The 2,444-nt window shown below is 77.9% G+C and carries 2 protein-coding genes; both read left to right on the top strand.

Annotated features, from left to right (window positions below; all coding sequences use genetic code 11):
• The first annotated feature begins 142 nt into the window (after positions 1 to 142).
• Entirely contained in the window at positions 143 to 1,036 is an 894-nt protein-coding gene (locus tag L1885_RS27150; protein ID WP_235799805.1) for a hypothetical protein, read from the top strand.
• A 149-nt stretch (positions 1,037 to 1,185) separates the two neighbouring features.
• On the top strand, positions 1,186 to 2,444 hold a 1,259-nt coding region (locus L1885_RS29045), incomplete at its 3' end, for an ankyrin repeat domain-containing protein (protein WP_268984584.1).

Genomic DNA, 2,444 nt, shown 5'->3' on the forward strand with positions numbered 1-2,444 from the left:
CGGGCGCCAGGGGCGGGGCGCGGTGGGGCGGTGGGTCGTCCCGGCGCGGGCGCGGGGCGCCGCCGTACAGTGGAGGCGCCGGCCGGCTCCGGGGACACGGGCCCGGGCAGGCCCGGCGGAGCGCGGGTGCAGGGGGTGGGGCGTGGCGAACGGCAGTGAGGTCGAGCACGGCTTTCCGCATATCGACACCGTGCGGGCGGCGGTCACCGCGCTGTACCGGCGGCTGACGCCCGACGGTGTCCTCGCGTACGCGGGCAGTGTGGCTCCGGCGGACGTGGCGTTCTCCGACGTGGACGACCTGCACCTGGGCACGCAGCGCGTGGCGCACGTGCTGGTGCGGCAGCTGGGGCTGCCGGACGCGCGCGTCATCGCGAGCTTCCGGGAGATGAAGCACGCGGCGAGCGTGGAACTGACGGCGGGCCCCGAGTACTTCGTCGAGCTGAACGACCGCTTCCGCAGGTACCGCCGGGACATCGGGGCGGCGCTGGCGCACGAGATCACCCACGTGCTGCTGCACCGGCTCGACCTGTCGTTCCCGGGCACCCGGGCGAACGAGATCCTCACCGACACCGTCACGGCGTACCTCGGCGCGGGGTGGCTGCTGCTGGACGCGTACCGGGAGGACCGGGACTCCAGCCAGAAGCTCGGCTACCTGACGCCGGAGGAGTTCGGGTACGTCCTGGCGAAGCGTGCGGCGGTCTTCGGCGAGGATCCGCGGATCTGGTTCACGAGCCCGCAGGGCTACGAGGCGTACACGCGGGGGGCGGCGCGGGCGGAGCGCGACGAGCGGCAGCCGCCGCTGACGACGGCGGGCCGGGTGGGGCGGCACCGGTACGTGCGGGAGCGCCGGCGCGCGCTGGAGCATCCGGGGGCCCCGGGGGATCCGGCGGCGCCGTACGCGTTCGAGGCGCTGGGGGACGGGCCGCGGGTGGCGTTCGCGTGTCCCACATGCCATCAGCGCATCCGGGTACCGGTGCGGGGGCGGGTCAGGGCGCGGTGCGGCCTGTGCCGCACGGTGCTGGAGTGCGACACCTGAGTCCCTGTGGGGCTCCTGGGTCGCGGTGCCGTGGCCGTGATCCGTGCGGCGCCCGGGCTCGTGTGCGGCGCCCGGGGGCCCCGCGGCATCGGGCGTCCGGTGCCGCGGCCGAGTTTTCCTGCACCATCCGAAGATCCTGAGACGGCGAGATGCACGACGAACTGTTCGCGGCGGTGTTCGCGGGCTCCGACGACACCTTGGTGCGCCTGTTGCGGGCCGATGCGGTGGGCGCGGTGGGGGCGGTGGACGGCGAGGGGCGCACGGCCCTGTACGCGGCGGCGGTGGGCGACCGCCCCTCGGCGGTGCGGCTGCTGCTCGCGGCGGGCGCCGATCCGCAGCGTGCGTGCGGCGAGGAGGGCGGGGACCTGCCGCTGTGCGGGGCCGCGAGCGGCGGGCACACGGAGGTGGTGCGGGCGCTCCTCGCCGCGGGGGCGGAGCCCGATCTGCGGGAGGCGTACGGGTTCACGGCGACGGCCTGGGCGGCGGTGCAGGGGTTCGCGGACACGCTGGAGGCGCTGCTTGAGGGCGGGGCGGATCCGGATCTGCCGGGCCCGGGCGGCGAGCGTCCGCTGGTGCTTGCGGCCCGGCGGGGTTCGGTCGCGGCGGTGCGTGCGCTGCTCGGGCACGGCGCGGGCAGCGGCGATCCGGGCGGGCGGGAGGCGGCGCTGGCGGAGGCCAGGCACTGGCTGGAGCGGGACGTGGCGCGGGAGTTGGCGCGGGGGCTGGCCGACGCCTACGGGGACGGATTCGAGACGGTCGTGCGCCGGTCGGCCGAGGACGGCGCGGAGAGCGTGACGGTGGAGCTGCTGCGCGACGGCGCGCTGGTGGCGGGCCGGACGGCGGGGACCGGGCACGCGGGCGTGGCGACGGTGCTTGAGGCGGCGCTGGGGGTCCGGGCCGGGTACGAGGAGCTGGCGCGGCGGGCGCTGCGCTGCCGGGATCCCCGGCGCGACGACTGGCGGGAGTCGGTGGCGGCGCTGGCGGCGATGTCCCCCGAGGAAACGTTTCAGGTGGCGGCCGTGTGGTGCCGGGCGGGCGACGAGTGGCGGCGGACGCTGGCGGCCGACGTGCTGGCGGAGCTGCCGGCGGGGCCGGGCCTGTCGCCGCGGGTCGTGGAGTCGGTGCGGGAGGTGTCGGCCGCGGCCTTCGCGCAGGGGGCGGCGGGCCGGCCGGCCCTGGTGGCGGCAGCGGTGCGGGCGCTGGGGCGGCACGGCTGCCGGCCGGGCGACGTGGCCCGGTACGCGGGACATCCGGACCCGGAGGTGCGCCGGCGGGTCGCGGAGTCGGCGCCGGCGGCGGCCGAGCAGGGGCTCGGCACGCTCGTCGCGCTGACGACGGATCTCGATCCCGCGGTGCGGCGCACGGCCGTGGCGGCGCTCGCCGCGACCGGGGCCGCGGAGTCGCGCGT

It is taken from the genome of Streptomyces fuscigenes (genome assembly GCF_021556455.1).
GTDB lineage: Bacteria > Actinomycetota > Actinomycetes > Streptomycetales > Streptomycetaceae > Streptomyces > Streptomyces fuscigenes.